The 18,864-nt window shown below is 62.2% G+C and carries 19 protein-coding genes and 1 pseudogene; 16 read left to right on the top strand and 4 right to left on the bottom strand.

All coding sequences use genetic code 11. The features are described 5' to 3' along the window. Nucleotides 1-134: 134 nt before the first annotated feature. Both V7N12_RS02645 and V7N12_RS02640 read left to right on the top strand, forming a co-directional pair. Complete coding sequence (locus V7N12_RS02645) at nt 135-1,508, top strand: L-serine ammonia-lyase (RefSeq protein ID WP_333712504.1); 1,374 nt, start codon at nt 135-137, stop codon at nt 1,506-1,508. Between the two features lie 76 nt (nt 1,509-1,584). After that, a complete protein-coding gene (locus tag V7N12_RS02640) occupies nt 1,585-2,496 on the top strand; it encodes a DMT family transporter (RefSeq protein ID WP_333712503.1) in 912 nt (303 codons plus the stop codon). Here the strand turns inward: V7N12_RS02640 and V7N12_RS02635 are convergent. After that, nucleotides 2,438-3,109, bottom strand: a complete 672-nt coding sequence (locus V7N12_RS02635) for a thiamine diphosphokinase (protein ID WP_333712501.1) — start codon at nt 3,107-3,109, stop codon at nt 2,438-2,440. The genes V7N12_RS02640 and V7N12_RS02635 overlap by 59 nt on opposite strands. A 137-nt stretch (nt 3,110-3,246) precedes the next feature. Between V7N12_RS02635 and V7N12_RS02630 the strand changes: the two genes are divergently transcribed. Continuing rightward, the gene (locus V7N12_RS02630) at nt 3,247-5,496 is read left to right on the top strand and encodes a hypothetical protein (RefSeq protein WP_333712499.1); all 2,250 of its coding nucleotides are present in this window, start codon (nt 3,247-3,249) and stop codon (nt 5,494-5,496) included. Nucleotides 5,497-5,540: 44 nt separating this feature from the next. On the opposite strand, the gene V7N12_RS02625 is transcribed toward V7N12_RS02630, so the two are convergent. Together V7N12_RS02625 and V7N12_RS02620 are read right to left on the bottom strand one after the other, a co-directional pair. After that, nucleotides 5,541-5,774 carry a DUF2842 domain-containing protein gene (locus V7N12_RS02625; protein WP_333712498.1) on the bottom strand — a complete coding sequence of 78 codons (234 nt, stop codon included), beginning with the start codon at nt 5,772-5,774 and terminating at the stop codon, nt 5,541-5,543. 6 nt (nt 5,775-5,780) lie between these two features. Continuing rightward, entirely contained in the window at nt 5,781-7,073 is a 1,293-nt protein-coding gene (locus V7N12_RS02620; RefSeq protein WP_333712497.1) for an adenylosuccinate synthase, read from the bottom strand. 141 nt (nt 7,074-7,214) lie between these two features. Here V7N12_RS02620 and V7N12_RS02615 point away from each other — a divergent pair, with 141 nt between their 5' ends. The 3 genes from V7N12_RS02615 (at nt 7,215) to V7N12_RS02605 (ending at nt 9,842) form a co-directional block, all read left to right on the top strand. Next, nucleotides 7,215-7,610, top strand: coding sequence for a DUF6524 family protein (locus V7N12_RS02615; protein WP_333712495.1), 396 nt, complete (start codon nt 7,215-7,217; stop codon nt 7,608-7,610). A 78-nt stretch (nt 7,611-7,688) separates the two neighbouring features. After that, nucleotides 7,689-8,039, top strand: coding sequence for a preprotein translocase subunit SecG (secG, locus tag V7N12_RS02610; protein WP_333712493.1), 351 nt, complete (start codon nt 7,689-7,691; stop codon nt 8,037-8,039). 159 nt (nt 8,040-8,198) lie between these two features. Beyond that, nucleotides 8,199-9,842, top strand: a complete 1,644-nt coding sequence (locus V7N12_RS02605) for a CTP synthase (RefSeq protein WP_333712491.1) — start codon at nt 8,199-8,201, stop codon at nt 9,840-9,842. Here the strand turns inward: V7N12_RS02605 and V7N12_RS02600 are convergent. After that, the gene (locus V7N12_RS02600) at nt 9,839-10,585 is read right to left on the bottom strand and encodes a MipA/OmpV family protein (RefSeq protein WP_333712489.1); all 747 of its coding nucleotides are present in this window, start codon (nt 10,583-10,585) and stop codon (nt 9,839-9,841) included. The two genes, V7N12_RS02605 and V7N12_RS02600, sit on opposite strands and share 4 nt — an antisense overlap. A gap of 117 nt (nt 10,586-10,702) precedes the next feature. Between V7N12_RS02600 and V7N12_RS02595 the strand changes: the two genes are divergently transcribed. From V7N12_RS02595 to V7N12_RS02550, 10 genes and pseudogenes are all read left to right on the top strand, one after another. Beyond that, nucleotides 10,703-11,494 (top strand): 23S rRNA (adenine(2030)-N(6))-methyltransferase RlmJ, encoded by a 792-nt coding sequence (locus tag V7N12_RS02595; protein ID WP_333712487.1) that lies wholly within the window; start codon nt 10,703-10,705, stop codon nt 11,492-11,494. A gap of 5 nt (nt 11,495-11,499) precedes the next feature. Then, nucleotides 11,500-11,937, top strand: a complete 438-nt coding sequence (locus V7N12_RS02590) for a tellurite resistance TerB family protein (RefSeq protein WP_333712485.1) — start codon at nt 11,500-11,502, stop codon at nt 11,935-11,937. After that, nucleotides 11,934-12,686 (top strand): phosphate/phosphite/phosphonate ABC transporter substrate-binding protein, encoded by a 753-nt coding sequence (locus V7N12_RS02585; RefSeq protein WP_333712483.1) that lies wholly within the window; start codon nt 11,934-11,936, stop codon nt 12,684-12,686. The genes V7N12_RS02590 and V7N12_RS02585 overlap by 4 nt, the downstream gene beginning before the upstream one ends. Before the next feature lie 81 nt (nt 12,687-12,767). After that, a complete protein-coding gene (locus tag V7N12_RS02580; protein WP_333712481.1) occupies nt 12,768-13,541 on the top strand; it encodes an ABC transporter ATP-binding protein in 774 nt (257 codons plus the stop codon). Between the two features lie 24 nt (nt 13,542-13,565). Then, the gene (locus tag V7N12_RS02575) at nt 13,566-14,291 is read left to right on the top strand and encodes a transporter substrate-binding domain-containing protein (protein WP_333712479.1); all 726 of its coding nucleotides are present in this window, start codon (nt 13,566-13,568) and stop codon (nt 14,289-14,291) included. Between the two features lie 59 nt (nt 14,292-14,350). Further along, entirely contained in the window at nt 14,351-15,238 is an 888-nt protein-coding gene (locus tag V7N12_RS02570; protein ID WP_333712564.1) for an ABC transporter permease, read from the top strand. After that, the gene (locus V7N12_RS02565) at nt 15,235-16,041 is read left to right on the top strand and encodes an ABC transporter permease (RefSeq protein ID WP_333712477.1); all 807 of its coding nucleotides are present in this window, start codon (nt 15,235-15,237) and stop codon (nt 16,039-16,041) included. Before V7N12_RS02570 ends, V7N12_RS02565 begins: the two co-directional genes overlap by 4 nt. Next, nucleotides 16,038-17,369, top strand: a complete 1,332-nt coding sequence (locus V7N12_RS02560; protein WP_333712476.1) for a glutamine synthetase family protein — start codon at nt 16,038-16,040, stop codon at nt 17,367-17,369. The genes V7N12_RS02565 and V7N12_RS02560 overlap by 4 nt, the downstream gene beginning before the upstream one ends. A 74-nt stretch (nt 17,370-17,443) precedes the next feature. Further along, nucleotides 17,444-18,127 (top strand): type 1 glutamine amidotransferase, encoded by a 684-nt coding sequence (locus V7N12_RS02555; RefSeq protein ID WP_333712475.1) that lies wholly within the window; start codon nt 17,444-17,446, stop codon nt 18,125-18,127. Beyond that, nucleotides 18,124-18,864 (top strand): annotated as a pseudogene (locus V7N12_RS02550) (glutamine synthetase); the annotation flags it as partial. The gene V7N12_RS02555 and the pseudogene V7N12_RS02550, both read left to right, overlap by 4 nt.

Below are 18,864 nucleotides of genomic sequence, written 5' to 3'. Positions count from 1 at the left end.
CGGGCCATTTCGCTTTCGGCCCCTGTGATGGTCGGTTTTGAGCTTTGGCATCCCTGCCGGTTGGGATAGGTGTCAGGGGACGTCGCCCCATGGTGCGCCCCCAAGGCGCGCCCATCCAAAGGAAGTCTGGCCCGGTGTTCCTGTCCGTTTTCGATATGTTCAAGGTCGGCGTCGGCCCGTCTTCATCCCATACGATCGGGCCGATGGTCGCCGCGGCGCGGTTTCTCGATCATCTGCGCGCACAGCCCTTCGGCGTGGCGGGTCTGAAGGCCTCGCTGCACGGCAGCCTTGCCTTCACCGGCGTCGGCCATGCGACGGACCGCGCGGTGATCCTTGGGCTGGCGGGGTTTCGGGCCGATGACTATGACGCGGACAAGGCCGAGGCGGAACTGGCGCGGATCAAGGCAGAACATCATGTCGCGCCCGACGGTCTGGGACAGTTGCGCTTCAATCCGTCCGAGGACCTGCTCTTCGACTATGGCCCCGCCCTGCCCGGCCATGCCAACGGGCTGATCCTGCGCGGCACCGATGCCCAGGGCGATGTGATCACGCAGGTCACCTACTATTCCATCGGAGGCGGCTTTGTGCTGACCGCCGAGGAACTGGCCGACGGAAAGAACAGCGACACCGGCCCCGCCGTCCCCTATCCCTTCAAGACCGCCGACGAGATGCTGGCGATGGCCGCAAACGCGGCCAAGTCGATTGCCGCGATGAAGCGCGCCAACGAGCTTTCACGGATGCCGGGCACGGACCTCGACCGTGGCCTCGCCCGTATCTGGGAGGTGATGAACGGCTGTATCGACCGCGGGTTGACGACCGAAGGGATCCTGCCCGGCGGGCTGAATGTCCGTCGCCGCGCCAAGGGGATCCATGACGCGCTGCAGGCCGAGCGCGGAATGAACCTGACAGCACCCCATACGATCAACGATTACATGTCCACCTATGCGATGGCCGTGAACGAGGAAAACGCCGCAGGCGGTCAGGTCGTCACCGCACCGACCAATGGCGCGGCAGGCGTGATCCCCGCAACGATCCGCTACTGGCTGGACCATGTGCCCGGTGCGACATCTTCGCGGGTGCCGGAATTCCTGCTGACCGCCGCCGCGATCGGCGGGCTGATCAAGTTCAACGCCTCGATTTCAGGCGCGGAATGCGGCTGTCAGGCCGAGGTGGGCAGCGCGGCGGCCATGGCGGCGGCGGGCCTTGCCGCCGTGCTGGGTGGCACGCCCGAGCAGATCGAAAACGCGGCCGAGATCGCGCTGGAACATCACCTCGGCATGACCTGCGACCCGGTCAAGGGGCTGGTGCAGGTCCCTTGCATCGAACGCAACGGGCTGGGCGCGATCAAGGCGGTCTCGGCGGCCTCGCTTGCCTTGCGTGGCGACGGCAAGCACCTTGTGTCACTGGATGTGGCGATCGAGACGATGCGCCAGACCGGCGCGGACATGAGCGAGAAATACAAGGAAACGGCCCTTGGCGGTCTGGCCGTGAATGTGCCCAACTGCTGAGACGGATCATCCGGCACCGGCGGCCATGTCACGAGACCTGTTGAGTATGGCTAGCCATGGCCCTAGGCTTGCCCGGATGACGACGGACCGACCCTTCCTCGGCGTGATGCTGATGCTTGCCTTTTGCGTGCTGGCGCCCATCGGGGACAGTATCGCAAAGCTGCTTGGCGGAGTGGTGGCCATCGCGGTTCTGGTGGCGTTTCGTTTCGGTATTCAGGCGATCCTCCTGATCCCTCTGGTCTTGCTGGGCGGCAAGGATCTGCGCCTGCCCAAGGGTGTGCTGGGCTGGACCCTGCTGCGCACCGTGCTGCATATCGCGGGGATCGGGCTGATGTTCTCGGCGCTGCGATACCTGCCGCTGGCCGATGCCATTGCGATTGTCTTCGTGATGCCTTTCATCATGCTGATCTTGGGGCATTTCGCCATGGGCGAAGAGGTGGGCTGGCACCGGCTGGTCGCCTGTATCGTGGGGTTTGCAGGCACGCTTCTGGTGATCCAGCCGAACTTTGCCGAGGTCGGCTATCCGGCGCTCTTGCCTTTGGGCGTTGCCGTTGTCTTTGCCCTTTTCATGATGGTGACGCGCAAGGTCGCGCGGGCGCTGGACCCGGTCAAGCTGCAGGCGATCAGCGGCATTCAGGCCATCGTCATGCTTGGCGCGGCCCTTTTGCTGATGCCGCAGTTGCAAGGCGAGGCGGGTCTCGATCTGGATGCAGCGACCTGGCTGCTGATCGGCGCGATGGGCGTCGTCGGCACGCTGGCGCATCTGTTCATGACCTGGAGCCTGCGGTTCGCCCCGGCCTCGACCCTCGCACCGATGCAGTATCTGGAGATACCCTTCGCCACCGCCTTCGGCTGGCTGATCTTCCGCGATCTGCCCAACGGGCTGGCCGCCGTCGGGATCTGCATCACCGTTGCAGCGGGACTTTACATCATCCTGCGCGAGAGACGGCTTTCACGGCGTCCGCCAGTTGTGCCCGGGGCAGCGTGACGAGGACCGGATCGGTTGTGGTCAGGGTCACGCGCCCTCCGAGGGCCGCATTGGACGGGCTGGTGAAGGTATCCAGCGACATCGCCTGATCCGCAAAGGACCAGACCACCCCCGACAGCGACACCGCGCGGCATTGCGTGACCGGCATCACCGAAATCCGCGTTTCTCGGGCAAGGTCCAGCACGGTCTCGCCGGGCTGGGCGACGAAGCTTGCATCGTCCTGATCGACCAGCAGCACCGGCGGCACCGGCTGCCGGACCATCGTGCCCAGCACCGCAAGCAGATGGTCCAGACGTCCGCCCGTGAACCCCAAGGCAATCACGCAAGGTGCCGCAACCCGCGACAGCGCCTTTTCGAAGTCGGTCGTGGATTGTTCCGAAATGTGGTAAAGCCGGTCACCAAAGCGGTGGCGTGCGGCGTCCGAGAGGCTGTCAAAATCCCCGACCACCGCCATGGGCAGAAGGTCGCGGGCCAAAAGGAAGTCAGCCCCCGAATCTACGGCGACAAAAACATCCGCAAAGAGTTTTGCCGCAGAAAACGCCGATTCTAAAATTCGCGATCCGCCAACAAGGCAAATTGCCCTATCGTGAGAAACAATTAGGTTAGAATTCAAAAATTGGACCTCGATTCACAAACATTCCTCAAAAGGGTCACAAAATGATCCTGAATGTAACCCGTTGTTGGGATCGTCTGAATTGACGGCAAGTTGGGCCTACGCATGGCCGTAGACAGCAGAGAAAGCGTTATCTCATGGGCGAGCAAAATAAAATCCTCGATGTCGCATACGGCAAGTTCTCCTGCCGGCTCGAAGGGTTCGACGACGCAGTCGAGACGATGAAGACGGTCGTGACCTATTTTCACGAGCTTGCCGGAAACGAGAATTTCTTCGAGGTCTCACGCGGCATTCCGGACCTGAATACGCTTGCCCGGCTTGCCGAGGCACAATCGGGCGGGTCCGTGATCGCTGAACCCACCGACCTTGGCGTCAGCCTGACCCGCCAGCCTGAAGAGGCCGCGGAACCGGCAGCGCCGCAGTTCGATGATGCCGAGGAAGAAGAGGACCTGACCGCATGGTCCGCCGAAGCGGCCGATGAGGTCGATGAGGTCGATGAGGTCGATGAGGTCGATGAGGTCGATGAGGTCGATGAGGATGTCGGCGATGACCTGCCCTCGGAAGAGGAAATCCTCGCACAGCAGACCGATGCCGAGGCGGAACCGCGCGAGGACGACACAGCCGCCGATATCCGCAGTTCGAATATGCGCACCCGTATCCTGCGCGATTCATGGAGCGAAGAAGACCAGGCGTTTCTGGCCAGCGCAGGGTTTGCGCCCGTGTCCAAGCCCTTGGGTGAAGCCCAGCCCGACACCACGGGCGAAGATGCCGATCTGGGGCGCAAGCTAAGCCGTATCCGTGATGCGGTCAGCCGCAACCTGACACCCTCCGCGCCCAAGGCCGAGCAAGAGACTTCCGTGACCCCCTTGCGCCCCGGAAATCCCTTGGCACAGCGGCTTGCCGAGCTTGCCAAGCGCAACTCGGAACTGATGCAGGCCGATGACCGCGCGGTCTCGCCGCTTGAGGCAGAGGAATACACCGCCGAGGACGAGACCCCCGAGACAGAGCACGCGCCGACCGCGGATCTTGACAGCGCGACCGGGGATGAAGGTTACGACGACGAGGTGGATGACGCCTTGGCTTTCGATGACGACCTCGCAGAAGCGGAATCATGGGACGACGACGACAAGTCTATCATGGACGCCGATACCGATGATCTTGCGGCGGACGATCTCGATCCTGTCGCAAAAGCCGATGAGGATGAACCCGAGGTTGCCGATATCGCGGCGGAATTGACAGATGACGCAGCGGACGATTTCGTTTTCGGCGAACCGATCGAGGACTTGGAGACAGCCGAAGACGCAGACCATGCCGGGTCCGAGGCCGATACCGAGGACCTTACGCCAGAAACCCATGTCGCCGAGACTGATCCAAAAGATGCCATCGCAGCAGCGATGGAGCAGGATGACGACGACACGGCAGACTTCGCGGAAACACGCGACAACGACGATGATAATGACGACGATGACAACGACGACGATGTCGCGGATGTGGACCTCGACGATGACGAGGACGAGGACGAGGACGACGAGGCTGCATCCGGCCCGGAACGTCCACTTTTGCTGACCACGCCGCCGACACGTCAACACAGCGAAGATGTCAGCGAAGATGACGACGACGATTTCGATCTTTCCGCGGAACTGGCCGAGATCGAAAGGGAAATCGCCAACCGCCCCCGCAACGAGATGTCGCGCCATGGTCTGCCGACCCGTGTCGAGGACGCGATGAGCCGCATCTTCAGCGAGACGAACCACCAGCTTGAAGAGCCCGAAGGCCGCCGCCAGCGCGATGCGCTTGCCCAGCTCAAGGCAGCGGTCGCGGCGACCGAAGCGGCCCGTCAACTTGGCGACAATGCGCGGTCCCGCGATGCGGGCGAGGCCTTCCGCGAAGACTTCGGCGCCCTCAGCCCCGAGGGGCAGCCACGGTCCGAGGGTCTGCCGCCGCTAAAGCTGGTCAAAACCGTCGAGGACGAAAAGGCGAAGGGCGCCGAGGCGATCACGTCTCAGGCTCGGGTCACTTCCAAGCCCCTTGATGCCGCTGCCGAACGCCTGCGCGAAATCGCGGCGAAGAAGGACGCAAGCCCGAAATCCAAGACCGAGGACTTTGTTGTCTTCCTTGACCGCCACGGTGTCACGGACCTTGGCGACCGGCTGGAAGCGGCTGCGGCCTATATCACCTTTGTCGAAGGCGAGGCGGATTTCACCCGGCCACAGCTGATGCGTCTTGTGCAGTCCGCATCGCGTGAGGAAATCTCGCGCGAGGATGGCCTGCGCTGCTTTGGGCGCCTGTTGCGTCAGGCGCGGTTTACCAAGTTGAACAATGGCCGCTTCAAGGTGGATGAGAACACGCCTTTCAGACCAAGGTCATCGCGTGTGGCGCAGGGCTAGGATCAGGACAAGCGCAACAAAGGCGGGCCGCGTGCCCGCCTTTTTCAGTCCTGCCGCGGTGCATCAGGGTCGGGTTGTCCGATCCCCTTGAACACCCACTTCAGCGGCAGCGCCCAACCGACGCCCAAGACGATATAGGCCAGAAACTCCACGACCATGGGCAAACGGATCTGGTTGTTCATCATGCCGCTCATGATGGTCGCGGCGAAGATCATGTAGATGGGCAGCCCCACCACAAGAATAAAAATGGCCAGTCGTTTGCGTGCTTTGTAGGTCATCTTTCCTCAATCGGCGAAGGGGTCGGTCACCAGAATGGTGTCGTCTCTTTCCGGCGAGGTGGAAACTAGGGCGACGGGGCAGTCGATCAACTCTTCGATGCGGCGCACGTATTTGATCGCCTGCGCGGGCAGGTCCGCCCATGACCGCGCGCCTTCGGTCGAGTCCGCCCAGCCTTCGATCTCTTCGTAGACGGGTGTGCAGCGTGCCTGCTGATCGGCAGCCGTTGGAAGGTAGTCAAGCTGCTTGCCGTCGAGTTCATAGCCGACACAAATCTTGAGCGTCTCGAAACCGTCGAGGACATCCAGTTTGGTCAGCGCGATGCCCGAGACACCCGAGGTCGCGCAGGTCTGGCGGACGAGACAGGCATCGAACCAACCGCAGCGCCGCTTGCGCCCCGTTGTCGTTCCGAATTCGTGCCCGCGCTGGCCCAGCCGTTCACCGTCATCATCGAAAAGCTCGGTCGGGAAAGGCCCCTCACCCACGCGGGTGGTATAGGCCTTGACGATCCCCAGCACGAAATCGATGGCACCCGGACCCATGCCGACACCGGTGGCGGCCTGACCGGCAATGACGTTCGACGAGGTCACGAAAGGGTAAGTGCCGAAGTCGATGTCCAAAAGCGCGCCCTGCGCCCCCTCGAAAAGGATGCGCTTGCCCGCCTTGCGCTTTTCGTTCAGCACCTTCCAGACGGGGGCGGCATATTCAAGGATCGCAGGCGCGACATCGCGCAGTTGCGCCAAAAGGGCACCCCGGTCGATCGGATCAAGGCCAAGACCGCGCCGCAGCGCGTCGTGGTGCACCAAGGCACGGTCCACGCGCAACTCCAGCGTGGCATCGTCGGCAAGGTCTGCCACACGGATCACGCGGCGGCCGACCTTGTCCTCGTAGGCTGGTCCGATCCCGCGACCGGTGGTGCCGATCTTGGCGACGGAGTTCTGGTTTTCGCGGGCGCGGTCAAGCTCGCCATGGAACGGCAGGATCAGCGGCGTGTTTTCGGCGATCATCAGGCTTTCGGGGGTGATTTCGACCCCCTGCCCGCGCAGGGTCTCGATCTCGCCTAGCAGGTGCCAAGGGTCGAGCACCACGCCATTGCCGATCACCGAAAGCTTGCCGCCGCGCACGACGCCTGAAGGCAGGGCGTGCAGCTTGTAGACCTTGCCGTCGATGACCAGCGTGTGGCCGGCGTTATGCCCGCCCTGAAACCGTGCGATCACATCGGCCCGTTCCGACAGCCAATCCACGATCTTGCCCTTGCCCTCGTCACCCCATTGGGCGCCCACGACCACCACGTTTGCCATCAGACTCCGTTCCTTTGGATAAATGCGTGCCTCCTATATCTTTCCGGCATCAGCGGGGAAACCGCTAATTTGGCCCAGAGGGCGCTGGACAGCCGCCGGGTGCGGCGGCATGCTCGGCCCGAGACAAGACGGAGACGCCGGATGGGGTTTGTCATTCGCTGGGTATGCGCGCTGATCCTTCTGGCGGCGACCTACAATCCGACGGACTGGAACTATGTGGCCTGGGCAAGGTCCACCTACGAGACCAACCTGTCGATGGTCGTGATGATCGGTCTTGTTCTGCTGGTCGGTTACATCGTCTATCTGCGCGCGACATTCCGGTCGATCGGACTGTTCGGCATGATCCTGATCCTGGCTGTGGTCGCGACCTTCCTGTGGGTGCTGTTCGATCAGGGGCTGATCAGTCTCGACGACCCGACGGTCAATACCTGGATCGCGATTTTCGCCCTGTCCGTCGTGCTTGCGGTCGGATTGTCCTGGTCGATCGTCCGCCGCCGCCTGACCGGACAGGCCGATGTGGATGACGTGGACGAATAGCCCGTTTTCAGGGGTTGCGGGATCGTGCGGCAGCTTTTAGATACCGCGTGTTCGCGAACGCCCCCGAAAGGCCCATGAATGGAAAATGTCGTTCTCATCATCCACCTGATCCTTGCGCTCAGCCTGATCGGTACCGTGCTTTTGCAGCGTTCCGAAGGCGGCGGGCTTGGCATGGGTGGCGGTGGCGGTGCGACCGGGTCTCGCCCTGCGGCAACCGCGATGAGCAAATTCACATGGGCGCTGGCCGTTGCGTTCATCTGCACATCCATCGCCCTGACGCTGATCGCGCAAAGCAATGCCTCGGGCGCATCGGTGGCTGATCGTCTGAACGCGTTGCCTGCGGAAGATGGTGTCACTGTGCCTTCGCTGGGCGACAGCCTGCTGCCACCCTCGGCCGATGACGCGCCTTTGTTGCCATCGGGGAACTGACCACAACCTGTTGCTACGGGGTATCGGCCCCCAACATGATCTTGGGGCAGTGGTTGTCAAAGCGGTCCGAATCCGCTATGCGTCAAACCCCGTGACGATGCGAGTTTTACCATTCGCTTTTCCACAGTTTTGGACCTTTCTCGCGGGAGACCCCAGCCCATGGCGCGCTTTGTTTTCATCACCGGTGGTGTGGTTTCCTCGCTTGGCAAAGGCCTTGCCTCTGCGGCGCTTGGTGCCCTGCTTCAGGCGCGCGGCTATTCGGTCCGCCTGCGCAAGCTGGACCCCTACCTGAACGTCGATCCCGGCACGATGTCACCTTTCGAGCATGGCGAGGTCTTCGTCACCGATGATGGCGCGGAAACCGATCTCGACCTCGGGCATTATGAACGGTTCACCGGTGTGCCGGCCCGCAAGACGGATTCCGTGTCTTCGGGACGCATCTATTCCGATGTCCTCGAGAAAGAGCGCCGCGGCGACTACCTTGGCAAGACCATTCAGGTCGTCCCGCATGTGACCAACCAGATCAAGGACTTCATCAGCATCGGTGAAGACGAGGTCGATTTCATGCTCTGCGAGATCGGCGGCACGGTCGGTGACATCGAAGGCCTGCCTTTCTTCGAAGCCATCCGCCAGTTCGCCCATGACAAGCCGCGCGGCCAGTGCATCTTCATGCATCTGACCCTGCTGCCCTATCTCGCGGCCAGTGGCGAGTTGAAGACCAAGCCGACCCAACACTCGGTCAAGGAATTGCAATCCATCGGGATCGCGCCCGATATCCTTGTCTGCCGGTCCGAACAGCCGATCCCCGAAAAAGAGCGCGAGAAGATCGCCCTTTTCTGCAACGTCCGCAAACAAAGCGTGGTGGCGGCCTATGACCTGCGATCGATCTACGAGGCGCCGTTGGCCTATCACCGTGAGGGTCTGGATCAGGCGGTGCTGGATGCCTTCGGGATATCGCCGGCCCCGGCCCCGAAACTGGAGGTCTGGCATGACGTCTACGACCGCATCCACAATCCCGAAGGCGAGGTGAAGGTCGCCATTGTCGGCAAATACACGCAGCTGGAAGATGCCTACAAATCGATTGCCGAGGCGCTGACCCATGGCGGCATGGCCAATCGTGTGAAGGTCAGGGTGGAATGGGTCGATGCGGAACTCTTCGACCATGAAGACGCGACACCCCACCTCGAAGGGTTCCACGCGATCCTTGTGCCCGGCGGTTTCGGCGAGCGCGGCACCGAGGGCAAGATCAAGGCGGCCCAGTTCGCCCGCGAGAAAAAGATCCCCTACCTTGGCATCTGCCTTGGCATGCAGATGGCCGTGATCGAAGCGGCGCGGAATGTCGCGGGTCTGACAAAGGCGGGGTCGGAAGAATTCGACCACGAAGCCGGCCAAAAGCGGTTCGAGCCTGTCGTCTACCACCTGAAGGAATGGGTGCAGGGCAACCACACCGTCGCCCGCAAGGCCGACGACGACAAGGGCGGGACCATGCGTCTGGGCGCCTATAACGCATCCCTGAAGGAAGGGTCGAAGGTCGCCGCCGTCTATGGCACCACAACCATCGAGGAACGCCACCGTCACCGCTACGAGGTGGATATCAAGTATCGGGACGTGCTGGAACAGGCGGGGTTGAAGTTCTCGGGCATGTCACCGGATGGCAAGCTGCCCGAGATCGTCGAATGGGACAACCACCCGTGGTTCATCGGGGTGCAATTCCACCCCGAGCTGAAATCCAAGCCCTTCGCGCCGCATCCGCTTTTCGCCGATTTCGTGCGTGCGGCGGTCGAAACCTCGCGGCTGGTCTAGAAGCCGAAGGTGAAGCGGCGGCTGACGGTGATCGACGTGCTGATCTGGTCATCCGAGACCGTGATCGGACTGTCGGCGGCGTCGCCCAGCAGCCGGTCATAGGTGATCGTGCCGACCACCGCCCAATTGTCGCTGATCGCATAGCGCGCTTCGACATTCAGACCGGCAGAGACAAAGCCCGCGTCGGCATCGAAAGCGTCAAAGGCACTGACACCCGCCTCTTCGGGACTGACGCCGAAATATGTCCGTGCATAGCGGTCATCCCCCCACAGCGCGCGCGGGCCGGCAGTGATGGTGACACGCGGGCTGATGTCGACCGCATAGTCCGTACCAAGTTCGGCCACGACGGCCTCATGTCCGAGGACACCATATCGCAGCGCGAGATAGCTTTTCAGCGCACCCGTCCGGTATCCGATGCTGCCGCCAAGCTCCAGGCTGGGGTCGATATCCGCCAGCCCTGCCAGTTCGTCGAAATCATCGGCAGAGCGCCCGTCGATGTAGCGGATCGATCCGCGCAGGCTGACCCCGTCGCGCGGCTCTCCGCCCGTGGTGATGGTGCCGAATTGGAAGCGTTCCACCGAAAACGCGGCAGCGGTGCCCAGAACCGGTTCGTCCGCGCCGAAATAGCCCGGGCCATATTGCGGGCCGATCCCCAACCAGAAACTGATGCCATTGGTCCCGTCCTGGGCTGTTGCCAGCACGGGCGCGCAAACGAGGCAAATGAACAGACTACTCTTGAACATGGGGCAAATCCTTTCTTCGCATGACCCAAGACCTAGCACGCCGAACGCCAATCGCGAGCGGATCACGTAGACTTCATCAGGCCACTCGGTTAGGCCAAGGAAAAAGGGAACGCGTCCATGCTGTCTTACCAGCATATCTACCATGCGGGCAATCTTGCCGATGTGCACAAGCACGGCCTTCTGGCTTGGGTGCTGGATTACATGACGGCCAAGGACAAACCGCTGACCTATATCGAAACGCATGCGGGGCGCGGGCTTTACGATCTGACGGATAGCGCAGCGCAGAAGACCGGTGAAGCCGCGAAGGGGATCGGGGTTGCCGCCGAATGGTTCGCGGCGGATCATCCTTTCGCCCGCGTGTTGGACCGTATCCGCGCGCGGCATGGTGACGCCGCCTACCCCGGTTCTCCGGTCATCGCGGCTGAATGCCTGCGCCCGATCGACAGCATCCACCTTGCCGAATTGCACCCGCAAGAGGCCGAGGCCCTGCGCGCTGCCATGAAACCCTATGGTGCCGTCATCCGCCAGCAGGACGGCTTTGCCGCCACACTGTCGCTCTGCCCGCCCGAGCCGCGGCGGGGCGTCTTGCTGATCGACCCGTCATTCGAGGTCAAGGCGGACTATCAGACGATCCCGAAATTCATCGCGCAGGTGCATCGCAAATGGAACGTCGGCGTGATCATCTTGTGGTATCCCATCCTGACCGACAATCGCCACAAGCCCATGCTGCGCGCACTGTCGGATGCGATCCCCGCGGGGATGATCCATGAGGTCCGCTTTCCGCCCGCCCGCGCGGGGCACGGGATGGTCGGGTCGGGGCTTTTCGTCGTGAATGCGCCTTTCGGGTTCACGGATGCGGCAACGCGGCTTGGCGCGCTCTTTGCAGCCCTGCCAAAGCCGACTATGTAAAGCCGATGTTCAGTGATCTTCTTCGGCGTTTGACCGCCCCCGAACCGCAACGCCTGCCCGATACCGACGCCCGCCTTGCCCTTGGCGCGCTTCTGGTCCGGCTGGCCCGCAGCGATGGCGACTATGCCGCGACCGAAATCGCCCAGATCGATCATGTGCTGATGCGGCGCTATGGCCTCGATCAGGCGGGCGCGCAGGACCTGCGCGCCCAATGCGAGACGCTGGAGGCCGAGGCCCCCGATACCGTGCGCTTTACCCGCGCGATCAAGGATGCGGTCAGCCATGAAGACCGCCTCGCCGTGATCGAGGCGATGTGGGCCGTGGTCCTTTCGGATGGCGTGCGTGACGAGGCGGAAGACAGTCTGATGCGGATGGTCGCCCCTCTCCTGGGGATCACCGATCAGGAAAGCCACCGCGCAAGGCTGCGCGTCAGCGCAGGATGATCGCCAGCCTGCCGATGTATCTGACGCCGCTGACCGTGGCGGGATATGCGCGGTTCTGGGCTGCGATCCGCGACCATCTTCGGCAGGCAGGCATCAATGCGCCCGACAGGCTGGCGACGGAAATTCCCGATCTGCTGACCCATTGGCGTGATCCTGACCTGCTGATGTCGCAGACCTGCGGCCTGCCTTACCGCGCGGTATTGAAGGCCCATGTGACCCTTGTCGGCACGCCGGACTATGGCTTGCCGGGCTGTCCGCCGGGCCATTACAACAGTGTCGTGATCACCCGCGATGATCTTGCCATCGAAAGTCTTGCCGACCTGACGGGTCGCCCCTTTGCCTATAACGAGCCGCAGTCGCAATCCGGCTGGGCCGCGCTGGCGCTGACGCGGCCCGAGGTGCTGACCGGCCACAAGCGCCACACCGGCAGCCATCGCGCCTCGGTGCGGGCGGTCAGGGGCGGCGAGGCCGATTTCGCCACCATCGACGCCCAGACGTGGCGGCAACTTGCGGGTTTGGGCGAAACCGAAGGCCTGCGGGTGGTCGACCGGACAGCGCCCGTCGCGGGGCTGCCGCTGATCACCGGCCAGCCGGACCTTGCACCGCACCTGCAAGAGGCCGTCCGTGCGGCCATCGCAGCACTTTCCGACACAGACCGCAGCACCCTTGGCATCCGCGACCTCATCGTCCTGCCGCCCGGCGCCTATGATCTGCCCATACCGCCCACGCCAGAGGCAATCGGGGCCTGACGCAGGGTCAAGGATCAGAGTCCCGTTGCAAAAGGTTCACAAATGCGCACAAATGACGGGTGGAACAAGTAAAGGCCTTTCGTGACCACCTCTGCACCTGTCATCGAGATCCGCAATCTGCACAAAGCCTATGGGAGCCTCGAGGTTCTCAAGGGTGTCGACATCACCGCACCGGCCGGACATGTGGTGTCGCTGATCGGATCTTCGGGGTCGGGCAAATCCACGCTTTTGCGCTGTGCCAACCTGCTTGAGGACAGCCAACAGGGCGATGTCATCTTCTGCGGCGAGCCCGTCATCTGGAAAGGCGCAGGCGCGCAGCGTCACCCCGGCGACCATGCGCAGATGATCCGCATCCGCACGAACCTGTCGATGGTGTTCCAGCAATTCAACCTCTGGGCCCATATGACCATCCTGCAAAACGTCATGGAAGCGCCTGTCACCGTCTTGAAACGCGAAAAGGCCGAGGTCGAGGCCGCCGCGCGCAAATACCTAAACAAGGTCGGGATCGGTGACAAATGCGATGCCTATCCCGCCCAGCTATCCGGCGGCCAGCAGCAACGGGCGGCCATTGCCCGTGCGCTGTGCATGGAACCGAAGGCCCTTTTGTTCGACGAGCCGACAAGCGCGCTCGACCCGGAACTGGAACAGGAAGTTGTCAGGGTGATCAAGGATCTGGCCGCCGAAGGGCGCACCATGCTGATCGTGACCCATGACATGCGCATGGCCAATGATGTCAGCGACCATGTCGTCTTCCTGCACCAAGGCAAGATCGAAGAGCAAGGCCCGCCGGCCGAACTTTTCGGCAATCCAAAGACCGAACGTTTGCAGGGGTTTCTCTCTGCGACGGTCACATAACCTCATCAACTCGGGAGAATTCTGATGAAAAAACTGCTACTGACGACCGCGGCATTCGCGCTGGCCGGATCGATGACTTTGGCACAGGACGTGGTCCGCATGGGCACGGAAGGGGCCTACCCTCCATACAACTTCATCAACGATGCCGGTGACGTCGACGGCTTCGAGCGCGAGCTGGGCGACGAGCTTTGCCTGCGCGCCGGTCTGACCTGCGAGTGGGTCACGAACGACTGGGACAGCATCATTCCGAACCTCGTCTCAGGCAACTACGACACCATCATCGCGGGCATGTCGATCACCGACGAACGTGACGAGGTCATCGACTTTACGCAGGACTACTATCCGCCGACCGCCTCGGCCTATGTGGCGCTGTCGGACGGTGTTGACGTGACCGGTGGCGTGATCGCGGCCCAGACCTCTACCATTCAGGCGGGCCATGTCGTCGATACCGGTGCAAGCCTGCTGGAATTCCCGACGCCCGAGGAAACCATCGCCGCCGTGCGTGCGGGCGAAGCGGATGCGGTTCTGGCCGACCGTGACTACCTTGCGCCGATCGTCGAGGCTTCGGGTGGCGAGCTGGTGTTCGTCGGTGACCCCGTGCCGCTGGGCGGTGGCGTCGGCATGGGTATCCGCGAAAGCGATACCGCGCTGAAAGACGCCATGGATGCCGCCATCACCTCGATGAAAGAAGATGGCACGCTGAACGAGTTGCTGATCAAGTGGTTCGGCGAAGACACCCAGACCTACTGAAGACAGCGCGCGCTCCGGCCTGATGGCCGGGGCGCATGCCCGCGCCGAAAGATCACGCCATTTTCAGTTTCTGCACCGATCCCGCCTCTCTGGAGGGTTTTCAATGGATGAGCTGCTACCTGACCACAGGCAAGCACATGAACATCTATTGGTCGGTGGGAACGGTTCTTCTGCTCTTGGCGATCACTGCCCCGCTTGCGCTTGCCTTCGGGTTCGGCGGCGCGGCGGCGGCCCGCAGTCAGGCGCTTCCGCTGCGCTGGTTCGGCAAGGGCTATATCGCGATCGTGCGCGGCGTGCCGGACATCGCCTTTTTTCTGTTTTTCGTCATCGCGCTGGATCAGGCCTTTGAATACATCCGGCACAAGATCATATGCCCTGATTGGGATGCGCCGATCCGGCAAGGCAATGATTTTGTCGTTTGCGCTGCGGCGAAACTGCCGCTGGGAAGCGCGCCGCAATGGATACACGAGGTCTATGGCTTCGCCCTTGCGGTCCTGACCTTTGCCATTGTCTTCGGTGCCTTTGCCGCCAACGTCCTTTTCGGCGCAATGCGCGCCGTCCCCAAGGGCCAGCTTGAAACCGCCGAGGCCTTCGGGATGAGCCGCCGCCAGACCTTCTGGCGGGTCCTTGTGCCGCAGATGTGGGTCTACGCGCTGCCGGGGCTGTCGAACCTCTGGATGGTGCTGATCAAGTCCACACCGCTGCTGTTCCTTCTGGGGGTCGAGGATATCGTCTATTGGGCGCGCGAGCTTGGCGGCACCAAGACCCCGCAATTCACCGATTATCCCCATGGCGACTGGCGGATGTGGTATTTCCTTGCGCTGCTGATTTTCTATCTGGCCTTCACCAAAGTGTCCGAGGTCGTGCTGGACCGGATCATGGCGCGGCTGACCCTCGGGCAGGCGACAGCCGCAGGCGAGCGTCAGCGCAAGGCGGCGGCCGCATGAGCTGCTGGGAAACCTTTCTCGATTACGCCTTGCGCAGTCAGGGCATCGGCGAGCGGCTTTTGCCGCGCTCTGACTTCACGCTCTGCCAGCAGTTCGTGCTGATCGGCTCGGGCATGATCTGGAACATCTATTTCGGCACGGTCGCGCTGGTGACGGGGTTCTTTCTGGCAACGGCGGTGGCCGTGGGGAAGGCTGCACGAAACCCGCTGATCCGGAAGCCCGCCAGTTGGTTCATCTTCATCTTCCGGGGCTCGCCGCTTTTTATCCAGTTCTTCTTTGCCTACTTCCTGTTCCTGACCCTGCGCGGCGTCAGTTCGTTCTTCGATCCTTTCACCTCGGCTTGGCTCGGGGCGCTGGTGGTCCTGTTTCTCAACACTGCCGCCTACTCGGGCGAGATTTTCTACGGCGCGCTGCAATCGATCCCCAAGGGCGATACCGAGGCGGCTGACGCCTACGGGCTGTCCGGCTGGTCGCGTTTCAGACGGGTGGTCTGGCCCACGATGCTGCGGCTGGCATGGCCCGCCTATACGAACGAGGCGATCTTTCTCTTCCATGCCACGACGCTGGTTTTCTTCTCGGGGTTTCCGGCCGCACAGCAGCGCGGTGATGCGCTCTATTATGCCAGCTACTTCGCGGACAAGACATTCAACCCTTTCGTGCCCTATCCGATCCTAGCCTTCTATTTCATCTTGCTGACGCTCGTGATCATCGGCATTTTCGGGCTGATCAACAGCCGTCTCAACCGGCATCTGCCACAGGAGCGGCGCAAACGCATGACCTTCAAACCACAGATCATCAGATGAGCTGGCTCGACGACCATCCGGAAATCCGCAGCGTGCGTTGCGGTGTTGCAGACCTGAACGGTCAGGCGCGCGGCAAGCGCGTGCCGCGCCGCTTTGCCGCGCGTCTTGAACATGACGGCACACGGATGCCGCTTTCGACCGTGAATGTGGACATCTGGGGCGAGGATATCATCGACAGCCCTCTGGTCTTCGAAATGGGCGACGCGGACGGCGTGATGCTGCCGACCGAGCGCGGCTATGTCCCGATGCCATGGCTGCCGGCGCCTTCGGCGCTTTTGCCGCTCTGGACCTATCACGAGGACGGACGCCCCTTCGCCGGTGATCCGCGCCATGCGCTGGCCGAGGTCATCAAGCGCTACAAGGCACGCGGTCTGACGCCCGTCGTCGCGACCGAGATGGAATTCTACCTGATCGATGACAGCGGCAAGGAAATCCGGCAACCCAAGTCCCCACGGTCCGGCAAGCGGCGGGATGCGGCGGAAATCCTGTCGCTGCGGGCGCTGGATGCCTTCGATACGTTCTTCAACGACCTTTACGATGCCTGCGACGCGATGGGCATTCCCGCCGAAGCCGCGATGTCGGAAAGCGGGTTGGGCCAGTTCGAGATCAACCTGCAGCATGTGCCCGACGCGCTGAAGGCGGCGGACGATGCCTGGCTTTTCAAGATGCTGGTGCGGGGTCTGGCGCGCAATCACGGCATGGCGGCCAGTTTCATGGCAAAGCCCTATGAAGAATATTCCGGCAACGGGATGCATGTGCATTTTTCGATCATCGACGAGGACGGCAAGAACGTCTTCGCCAACCAGAGTTTCGAAGGCACCGAAACGCTGCGGAATGCCATTGCGGGCTGCCTTGCGGGCATGTCGGAACTGGCGCTGATCTTTGCGCCGCATGGCAACAGCTATGAACGGCTGGTTCCCGAAAGCCATGCGCCGACAGCCATCTGCTGGGCCTATGAAAACCGGACTGCGTCGGTGCGGGTGCCCGGCGGCAGCCTTGCCGCGCGCCGGATCGAGCACCGCGTGGCGGGGGGTGACGTGAACCCCTACCTGTTTCTTGCCGCTGTCCTCGGCTCGGCGCTGATCGGGATCGAAGACGCGATGACACCGCCGCCACCGATCAGCGGGAATGCTTATGATCAAAAGTTGCCGCAACTTCCAACGGAATGGGAAACGGCCATCAAGGTCTTTGATCAAAGTGAATTCGCACGGCGCATCTTCGGAAATGAACTGGTCGACAACTTCTTGCGGACCAAACGGCAAGAGTGGCGCGATTTCCAGGAATTGACACCTGACGAGCAACTCGCGCTCTATCTGGATACCGTTTGATCAAATTCTGACAGACCCCCTAGCGCCGTGCACCGCGACAGATTAGCTTGGAGACATCAAGCACACGGTGAATCATGAAAATCGGTATTTTGCAGACTGGCCACGCGCCAGACGAACTGCGGGAGACGCGGGGCGACTACGACGCGCATTTTGCAAGGCTTCTGGCCGGTCGGGGATTTGACTTTCAGACCTATAATGTCGTGGACATGGACTTTCCCGACAGCGTCGATGCTTGCGACGGCTGGCTGATCACCGGCTCCAAGCATGGGGCCTACGAGGACCACCCTTTCATTCCACCACTGGAACAGTTGATCCGCGACATCTACGCCGCAGGGATCCCTCTGGTCGGTGTCTGTTTCGGCCACCAGATCATCGCGCAGGCGCTTGGCGGCCATGTGGAGAAATTCAAGGGCGGCTGGGCCGTGGGCCGGACCGAATACGACTGGAACGGCCAGACACTCGCCCTGAACGCATGGCATCAGGATCAGGTGATCACCGCGCCCGAAACGGCAAAAGTTGTCGCCGGCAACGATTTTTGCGCAAACGCCGCTTTGGTCTACGGCGACCGCGCCTTCACCGTGCAGGCCCACCCCGAGTTCGACGCGGTCTTTGTCGAAGGCCTTGCGATCCACCGCGCGCCGGGCGTTGTGCCGGACGCGCTGGTGCAAGAGGCGACGGCGAACCTCAACAAACCCGTCGATAATGACCTGCTTGCAGGCAAGATCGCGCAGTTTTTCCGCGAAAGGAACGTCGCATGAGCTGGATGGACCACATCCCCGAGGCCGCCCGCATCTACCTTGAGAAAAATCGCCTCGACGAGGTGGAATGCGTGATCGCGGACCTGCCCGGCATCGCCCGCGGCAAGGCGGTTCCGGCGGCCAAATGGGAAAAGCAGCAGATGTTCCATCTGCCCAACTCGATCTTCTTTCAGACCATCACCGGCGACTGGGGCGAGGCGGCAGGGCCCGAGGGCTTTCTTGAACCTGACATGGTGCTGCGCCCGGACCTGAGCACCGCAACGGCCGCGCCTTGGGCAAACGACGGCACATTGCAGGTGATCCACGATGCCTTCGATCAAAAGGGCCGTCCGGTCGCGTTCTCACCGCGCAATGTCCTGAAACGGGTTGTCGCACTCTATGAAAAGCAGGGCTGGAAGCCCGTGATTGCGCCCGAGATGGAATTCTATCTGGTCGGGCGCAATATCGATCCCGCCAAACCGATCACCCCGATGATGGGGCGCACCGGGCGGCCCGCCGCCGGACGGCAGGCCTATTCGATGACGGCGGTGGATGACTACGGCCCCGTGATCGACGACATCTACGAATTTGCCGAAATTCAGGGGTTCGAGATCGACGGCATCGCGCAGGAAGGCGGCGCGGGGCAGCTCGAGATCAATCTGCGCCACGGCGACCCCGTAAAGCTGGCCGACGAGGTCTTCTTTTTCAAGCGCCTGATCCGCGAGGCCGCGCTGAAACACGATTGTTTCGCCACCTTC

Source organism: Yoonia sp., from assembly GCF_036770585.1.
GTDB lineage: Bacteria > Pseudomonadota > Alphaproteobacteria > Rhodobacterales > Rhodobacteraceae > Yoonia.
This window is presented reverse-complemented; position numbering and strand designations above follow the sequence as displayed.

Coding starts and splice junctions, on each gene's coding strand:
- V7N12_RS02565 (WP_333712477.1), top strand. CDS start 15,235: ATGAGCTGCTGGGAAACCTTTCTCGATTACGCCTTGCGCAGTCAGGGC.
- V7N12_RS02560 (WP_333712476.1), top strand. CDS start 16,038: ATGAGCTGGCTCGACGACCATCCGGAAATCCGCAGCGTGCGTTGCGGT.
- V7N12_RS02620 (WP_333712497.1), bottom strand. CDS start 7,073: ATGGCAAACGTGGTGGTCGTGGGCGCCCAATGGGGTGACGAGGGCAAG.
- V7N12_RS02630 (WP_333712499.1), top strand. CDS start 3,247: ATGGGCGAGCAAAATAAAATCCTCGATGTCGCATACGGCAAGTTCTCC.
- V7N12_RS02640 (WP_333712503.1), top strand. CDS start 1,585: ATGACGACGGACCGACCCTTCCTCGGCGTGATGCTGATGCTTGCCTTT.
- V7N12_RS02585 (WP_333712483.1), top strand. CDS start 11,934: ATGATCGCCAGCCTGCCGATGTATCTGACGCCGCTGACCGTGGCGGGA.
- V7N12_RS02600 (WP_333712489.1), bottom strand. CDS start 10,585: ATGTTCAAGAGTAGTCTGTTCATTTGCCTCGTTTGCGCGCCCGTGCTG.
- V7N12_RS02605 (WP_333712491.1), top strand. CDS start 8,199: ATGGCGCGCTTTGTTTTCATCACCGGTGGTGTGGTTTCCTCGCTTGGC.
- V7N12_RS02575 (WP_333712479.1), top strand. CDS start 13,566: ATGAAAAAACTGCTACTGACGACCGCGGCATTCGCGCTGGCCGGATCG.
- V7N12_RS02555 (WP_333712475.1), top strand. CDS start 17,444: ATGAAAATCGGTATTTTGCAGACTGGCCACGCGCCAGACGAACTGCGG.
- V7N12_RS02590 (WP_333712485.1), top strand. CDS start 11,500: ATGTTCAGTGATCTTCTTCGGCGTTTGACCGCCCCCGAACCGCAACGC.
- V7N12_RS02615 (WP_333712495.1), top strand. CDS start 7,215: ATGGGGTTTGTCATTCGCTGGGTATGCGCGCTGATCCTTCTGGCGGCG.
- V7N12_RS02625 (WP_333712498.1), bottom strand. CDS start 5,774: ATGACCTACAAAGCACGCAAACGACTGGCCATTTTTATTCTTGTGGTG.
- secG (WP_333712493.1), top strand. CDS start 7,689: ATGGAAAATGTCGTTCTCATCATCCACCTGATCCTTGCGCTCAGCCTG.
- V7N12_RS02595 (WP_333712487.1), top strand. CDS start 10,703: ATGCTGTCTTACCAGCATATCTACCATGCGGGCAATCTTGCCGATGTG.